Source organism: Streptococcus sp. 4155 (assembly GCF_013276695.1).
GTDB classification, from domain to species: domain Bacteria; phylum Bacillota; class Bacilli; order Lactobacillales; family Streptococcaceae; genus Streptococcus; species Streptococcus pseudopneumoniae.
The window spans coordinates 5,097-12,275 of record NZ_VMLM01000024.1 but is presented as its reverse complement, the minus strand read 5'-3'; the positions used below and the strand labels follow the sequence as shown (position 1 = coordinate 12,275).

Genomic DNA, 7,179 nt, shown 5'->3' with positions numbered 1-7,179 from the left:
ATGGTTACGACCACCACGTATTTCTTGAAGGAGAGAGTCGAGTCCGAACTCCTCATATTTTTTTACAGTTGGCCAAATCGTTGTTTGATTACAGTCTAAAAGCTCTATAATCTCTTTATAAGATTTACCCATCAGACGAAATAGAACGATTTGAAGGCGTTTATGATATTTAGCTGTACTAGAGTCTTTTAAAAGTGTTTTGATAGCTTGGATTTCTTCTTTAGTTGATTTCATATTACTATTGTATAATGCTTTTTTATTTTAGTCTAGTCTAACAATTCATACCTTTGTATCTCTTTTGTTGTTTCTTCTTTTTTATCATTATCAACCCCAACAGTCACAAAGTTTACTCCAATAAATATAACCATGTAAAACAATACCAAGGCAAAGCCCAAACCCTTTAATAACTTCATTTTCTTTTCTCTACTTTCTTTTTTTGTGTTAGTCTTTTTAGTTTATCTTAATTATATATACTCTTAAAACCCAAGGGGTAAAAATCCCCCCTTACAATCCTACCATTTCATCAAGCCAGCTAGAGAAATTGTCTTCCTTTGTATCTTCCTCATTCCATTCAAAATCTTCCAAGTATGTTCTATTAGTGATTAGTTTGACACGTTTGTTTTGGTATTGGGGATCTAAATAGAATAGGGGGTCTCTTCACTATACAAGTTAGCGAGGACCCGAACTCTTTTCCTATACTCTACTCGTTTTATTGGACCACTTTTTGAGACAATTCTAGTGTATATGTTTTATACAATTGATGGCAAGTTTGATTCTCTCCTATTTTAATCAAGGAAACACAAGGTAAGACAAGTCCTGACCAGATAGACTCTAGTATTTCCTCACGATTTGAATGTTCTTCTAACTTGGCAACAATCTGAGGAGCCATCTTATAGTAGGATTCAATTTCCTCCTGACCACCATCTTTAAAAGCTAGATAAGAATCCCTGAATTTTCGCAAAGTCATCAATTCATCACAGTCATCTGCCAATCCCTTGTAAGTTACAGCTGCTTCTGTCAAATAACAACCTCTTTGTTCAATCTGATAGTAAGCATCTGGTTCACCAAAAAATCCAGTTTTAGAGCGCACATATCTCTCTGCATCACTCCTACGTTGTAAAACAGCTACTTCTCTTCCCTTACGATATACAATAAATTCCATTTCTTTTACCTCTCTATCTTACAATATTTAATAATTCCTCGTAACTTGAAACCACATCATAGATGTGCTGATCACTAATCAATCCAGCTTGAGCTAACGCTTTAAAATGAGCACGCGCACAGGCAATTTTTGCTTGCTCAGCTTGTTTTAATTGAAGACTAGACATAGAGCCTTTCGTTTCTGCAACAAAATAGATATGTTTGACACTACCTTCACGGAAGGCGATTGCCCAGTCAGGGTTATAGTTCCCAAGCGGAGTCGCAATACTGAACTTCCCTGGTAGCTTCACATAAACACGAACATCCTCGTATTGTTCCAAAGATTCTTTAAAGGTCTTCTCCGTATTGGAATCAACTTTTACAAAATTGTAAATCCCTTTTTTGGATTCAAGTAAGTGATCATCTGATCTGTTAGCAGTTTCAGGATTGTCATAAAACAAGTCCATATCATACTCTTCATTTAACACATTATACTGGATATGCTTGATAATTTGACTCGCTTTTTGTTCATTAATGAGCTTTGAAACCTTAAGAATAAACTCTTCAGGATTTTGTTTAAACTTGTCAAATTGGTAGACATAGATTTTACTTAATATTTCCGCAACCAATTTACGAGTTAAACCAGTCTGTTCAGCAATTTCCCCTAGTAAATCATATTTGGTCATAATCTGCGAATCCGTTAGATATTCTTGCTGACGATCATTCTCAGCTACTGTGAGATGGAGACCTTCTTCCTTACTCATCTCAGTAGCGCTTGCTTGAGTTATATGAAAGCTTGGTTTGCTAACGACTAATTTCTCATTGATATAGTCAACCGAATGTTTTACCAATTCCGCATCATCAAACTCTACTTGGTAACTCGTCTTACGATTGATTTGCTTCCAGAGATTTAAAAATTCTTTTCGGGCAATATTTTCTTGATTGACCTCATTTGAGAATTGAATTACCGCATTATTGGCATTTTCAATTTCATACTGTCCAGCATGATAAACGCTCTCCAATATCTCTACCAGCTTATCCTCATAACCTGCTAGTGTTTCAGACAGTTGTAACTGATGATTTTCTTTTGTAGTAAAATATTCTGCAGTCAATTGCCCTTCACGGTCTATATAGCCTTGTCGAATCAAATCAAAATGAATCGAATCTGCTTGTTCCTTGGTAATTCGTATTGTTTGACCTTCTTGATTCGTTAGAACTTTATTCGTAAAGAGAGTAACATCCACTTTTACAGGACGTTCTGCTAAGAGTTCTTTGATTTCTTCTTGTAGACTTCGAGCAAATTGATCATAACTTTCATTTGCAATTACTGTCAGTTTATTGATTTCATGAACATCATTTCCTAAGAGTTCAAAATCCTGACGAATTCCGTTTTGGTCAACTGCTAAACGCATACCACGACCGATTTCTTGACGTTTTCGAGTCTCTGCTGAAGATTGCTTCAGCGTACAGATTTGAAAGACATTAGGATTATCCCATCCCTCTTTTAGAGCTGAGTGAGAAAAGAGGAAACGAACTGGCTCTTCAAAGCTCAATAAACGCTCCTTGTCCTTCATAATCAAGTCATAGGCATCAATGTCATTTGAAAGATTATTTTTCTTTTCACTGGCAGATTTATAGTCCACAAAAATGGTCTTATCTGACTTCTTCACTTTATCTACCGAAAAGTAACCGGCATGAACTGAATTTCCTTCAAGATTAGCCTCCAAATATCGACGATAAGGAGTTGGTTCCTGTGTTTGGATAAACTGGTTTACTTGATTTCGATATTCTTCTTCAAAAATCTGAGCATATTCACCATTATAGGCATCATTATGTTCATCATATTGTTTATACTTGGCCACTTCATCGATGAAAAATAGGGATAATACTTTAATTCTTCGATTGTACAGTTTACTTTCTTTTTCGAGATGACTTTTTATAGTTTCTCGGATTTGAATTCTTCTGATGCTCGACTCATCCACTTCCCCTATCACTTCACCAACATGAAGTTCTTGCGTCACGCCAACTTGAAGTTTGTTCTCCCTTGCATCAAAGTGACTAAGGGTCATTCCTTTATAAGCAGATAAATTCCCTGATTCAGCGTATAAATCAAAGGGTTCTTCCACTACCTTCAATTTCCTTTTGACACCTGACTGCGTTTTTACTTCAAACTCAATTTTTGCTTTGGGTGCTCCTGTTTTTTGTGGAATGATTTCTTGTAGATAAAGATAGCCTTGTGTCCCGGTCGTCCCAGTTTGCTCAATAGCCTTAACCGCAATCTTTTTCACTAATTTTTGATTGTAAGCATCCATGGCATCCAATCTATAAACCATATCATGCTTTTCCTTGTGTGTAGCCGAATAGCGTAGCGTAAACAATGGCTTAAAATCTTTTAGTCTTTCCTTTGTCTGTTTCCCTTCAACAGACTGAGGCTCATCAATAATCATAATCGGATTCATAGCTGCCAATACATCAATCGGACGACGCCAACGGAAACTTTCCTGCTCAGAATGAATCCGTCGCGCATCTTTCCCTTTCGCATTAAAAGCTTGAGAGTTGATGACCATAATTTGAAGGTCTGACGAATTGGCAAAACTATCCAAATCACCTAAACGTGAAGAATCGTAGACAAAATAGCGTGGTTGTTTGCCATACTCCATCTGAAAGTGGCTTGACATGATCTGTAGAGATTTGAGAACTCCTTCACGAATGGCTACACTTGGAACGACAATGACAAATTTAAGCCAGCCATAGCGTTTATTCAACTCCATAATTGTACGGATATAAGTGTAGGTCTTCCCTGTTCCCGTCTCCATCTCTATGGAAAAATTATAAGCTTCTCGTCCAGCAATCATATCAATCGATAGTTTATCAGAAGGACGCAAACCATAGCGAGTTTGCATAGTATGAACATTTTCTCGTATACTTGCTTGACTCAATTGAATCGGTGCATTTCGATAAGCATCTAAAACCAAATCTACCTCATCTGACTTGAGACGACCTGGATCCGCCATATACTGAACTCCAGTATGTTTGGCTTGCCCTTGAAATAAATCTGCAATGGCACTAACCGCATCCAACTGGAATTGTTGTTTTTTAAATTGTAGTTTCATAATTTATTTTCTTCTTTATAATTTATTACTTTCAGGATAAAACCAAATACCAGATAAGAACTAATGGAATCAATATATATTGAAACCAAATAATGATTTTATTCCAACTAAAATCATGTCTCTTGATAAATTGCTCAATATAAAGAAAGGCATCTTTTAGGCAACACTTTTTCTTACCATCTTCAATTGTCTCTTCTGTTACTTTAGATTCCATGTCAGATTGCGAATTGCCTTGACCATATTTTCTCTTCTGATACTTTTTAGCATACTTGTGATCAAAATCTGAATGATTTTCATTTCCGCGTAGGCTAATTTGATACCTTGACATTATCTGTTGGTATTTATTAATTTTTTCATCATCACTAAGTGATTTTTGGAAAATAATTGATTTTAAATCAAGTAAAAAGTCTTCTAATTCTAACTGATGATAGTGTAATTTCAGAGCTCTCTCATTATAATTCAACTTAGCAACAAAATTCTGGACAAGCAAAGAATATATGGAAAACAAAGCCGACAAAGCTAATCTATCTTTATTTTCGGGATTTATTAGCGAATACACTAGTAAACCCGTTGACATTATACTCATTGCTAAAAAGATCAATTCCCATTTTTCAGCATACTCGTACAATCTTTTACTTGTATTAATTCTAGCTGCCCTTACAGTATCTATCGAATTGCATTTTAAATTAATCTCATAGTCTATATCTCTATCTTTAAAATCTAGAATTTCGCTCACATTACACCACCTTCACTTTTGTATGTGGTGATAATTCTTTGAAGATTTCACTTACGTTAATTTTATCTGCTGAATTGGCAAATGAGCTATCACGGAAAACGGCACGAAGTGGTTGTGCTTGAGCGATGTGACGGATTACTTCTTCTGATATTTCATCTTCGAAACAAGCCATGAGCGAACCTTGATCTACGTCATAAACTTCTGCTCCTGCTACCTTATCCAAATCAATGGCTAGTGACAGTTCCATTCCCCATGTCAGAATAACTTGGAAAAGTAAGTCAAGGCCAGTACGTCCTTCCTTGATATTGGATACACTATCAAATAGTTCTCCTTGAATAAATTGATCCGGTCTAGCTGAAACATCCTTAAAATTAGAAGAATCTAGTTTGTAAGCCTTAAATCCAAAGTCCTGCTTGTCAACCAACTCTGGATGCTCCTCTTGAATCTTGGCGGCAGCACGACGAATCCGCTCACGTGAAATTTGGTCAATGGTTTCATAACCTGCTTCTTTAGCAGCAGACTTATCTGCTACTTCCTCATCCAACGTACACAGAATAAACTTACGATTTCCACCATCTTCAGCATTCAGTTGCATGACTGCATCCGCCGTAGTACCCGAACCACCGAAAAAATCTAATACAATAGAATCTTTCTTACTTCCAATCTTCAAAATTTTTCTTAATAGCTTAGTTCCCTTAGGGTCATTAAACATACCCTTCTTAATTAATAATGCTAATTCTTCATTGTTACCATGTGAATGTCCCACTTCTTCATAATTCCAAAGGGTTCCAACTGTTACACCATCTCTAACCTCTGATAAAAATGTTTTTTTATCTACTCCTCCATTCTTATTAAAATAAAGTCTATTATCATTGTATAAATCTTCTAATTTGTTTTTGGAATATCGAGGATATGTTCCTTGTGGAGAAGTCCATTCAACTCCGTTAGGAAATCTAATAGTATAAATACTTGATAAGCTACCACTCCTAGCATGAATCGGGGTGGATTTCCACGGACCTCTTGGGTCATCATCCCTGTTTTTATAACTTTTATTTTGTTTTTCAGTACGTGGTAATAAATTTAATTGTCCAAAATTTCTATTTTTTGAGTAAATTAATATACTCTCGTGTTGGTACGAAATATCAGTATCATTTGAAACTGTGTATTTATTATTCCAAATTACACCTGCTACAAAATTCTCCTCCCCAAATATCTCATCACAGATAGCTTTGAGGTTAGCTTGTTCATTATCATCGATAGAAATAAAGATAACACCTGAATCCTTGAGGAGATTACGTGCTAGGCGGAGACGTGGATACATCATATTGAGCCAGTCTGAGTGATAACGGGCCGAAGTCTTTTCATTTTTTGTAAGCCCAACTACCTGGCGTCCTTCTTCATCCAAAAGTTCCATCTCTTCCTTCAACTCTTCGTCTGTTTTTTGGAACTTATCAGAATATACAAAGTCTTTTCCTGTATTATAGGGTGGATCGATATAAATCATATCGATTTTTCCTAGATAGGATTCTTGTAAGATTTTTAAGACTTCTAAATTATCTCCAGTAATAAAGACATTTTCACTGTTTTCAAAGTCAACACTTTCATCAAGATCTGGTCTTAGGGTTTTAGTAGTTGGTCGCCCAGCTTCTGCAATAGCTTCACGCTTTCCAACCCAAGTAAACTCATAGGATTCTCGACCATCCACAATTTCCTCTGATAAAAACTGTTTAAGCTTCTCAAAGTCAATCGCAGGACGTAATCTGCCGTATTCATCCCTCTTTTCCGTCAGAACTTCAGGAAAAAGTTGACCAATTTTTGAAATATTATCTGTAAAAACATCTTTTGAAGTGAGAGTTAATTTCTCAAGTCCAGAGTTTTCACCTGTGTGCTGTGCTGTGCTGTGCTGTGCTGTGCTGTGCTGTGCTGTGCTGTGCTGTGCTGTGCTGTGCTGTGCTCATGGTAGTATCCTTTCTTAGCTTTGTCAAGCTTTTGTAATTTTAATTTTCTAACAAATTAAGTTGGCTTATCCTATCTTTGTAATGCTTCATTTTTAATACATTACAGCTTCATTTTATCAAAAATAAGGATTGAAATCAAAAGAGTTCTCTAATCTCAATTTCTGATTTTTCTTTATATTTATACTCTTCAAAAATCTCTTCAAACCACATCAACGTCGCCTTACCGTATATA

Annotated in this window: 6 protein-coding genes; all 6 read right to left on the bottom strand. The window is 36.0% G+C overall.

Features of this window, described 5'->3' with window-relative positions; translation table 11 throughout:
- Window positions 1-234: helix-turn-helix domain-containing protein (locus HT715_RS03490; RefSeq protein WP_138703607.1), on the bottom strand; the 234-nt coding region annotated here is incomplete at its 3' end.
- A 32-nt stretch (window positions 235-266) separates the two neighbouring features.
- On the bottom strand, window positions 267-413 hold the full coding sequence (locus HT715_RS03485; RefSeq protein WP_000770987.1) for a hypothetical protein: 147 nt from the start codon (window positions 411-413) through the stop codon (window positions 267-269).
- A 296-nt stretch (window positions 414-709) separates the two neighbouring features.
- A complete protein-coding gene (locus HT715_RS03480) occupies window positions 710-1,162 on the bottom strand; it encodes a CFI-box-CTERM domain-containing protein (protein WP_023936107.1) in 453 nt (150 codons plus the stop codon).
- A 13-nt stretch (window positions 1,163-1,175) separates the two neighbouring features.
- Window positions 1,176-4,253, bottom strand: a complete 3,078-nt coding sequence (locus HT715_RS03475) for a DEAD/DEAH box helicase family protein (protein ID WP_054388221.1) — start codon at window positions 4,251-4,253, stop codon at window positions 1,176-1,178.
- A 31-nt stretch (window positions 4,254-4,284) separates the two neighbouring features.
- The gene (locus HT715_RS03470) at window positions 4,285-4,989 is read right to left on the bottom strand and encodes an SLATT domain-containing protein (RefSeq protein WP_054388222.1); all 705 of its coding nucleotides are present in this window, start codon (window positions 4,987-4,989) and stop codon (window positions 4,285-4,287) included.
- A 1-nt stretch (window position 4,990) separates the two neighbouring features.
- A complete protein-coding gene (locus tag HT715_RS03465; protein WP_054388223.1) occupies window positions 4,991-6,694 on the bottom strand; it encodes a site-specific DNA-methyltransferase in 1,704 nt (567 codons plus the stop codon).
- Between the last annotated feature and the right edge of the window lie 485 nt (window positions 6,695-7,179).

Bases quoted from the DNA above. Each gene is read 5' to 3' on its own strand.
- HT715_RS03485 (WP_000770987.1), bottom strand. From the start codon at position 413: ATGAAGTTATTAAAGGGTTTGGGCTTTGCCTTGGTATTGTTTTACATG.
- HT715_RS03480 (WP_023936107.1), bottom strand. From the start codon at position 1,162: ATGGAATTTATTGTATATCGTAAGGGAAGAGAAGTAGCTGTTTTACAA.
- HT715_RS03475 (WP_054388221.1), bottom strand. From the start codon at position 4,253: ATGAAACTACAATTTAAAAAACAACAATTCCAGTTGGATGCGGTTAGT.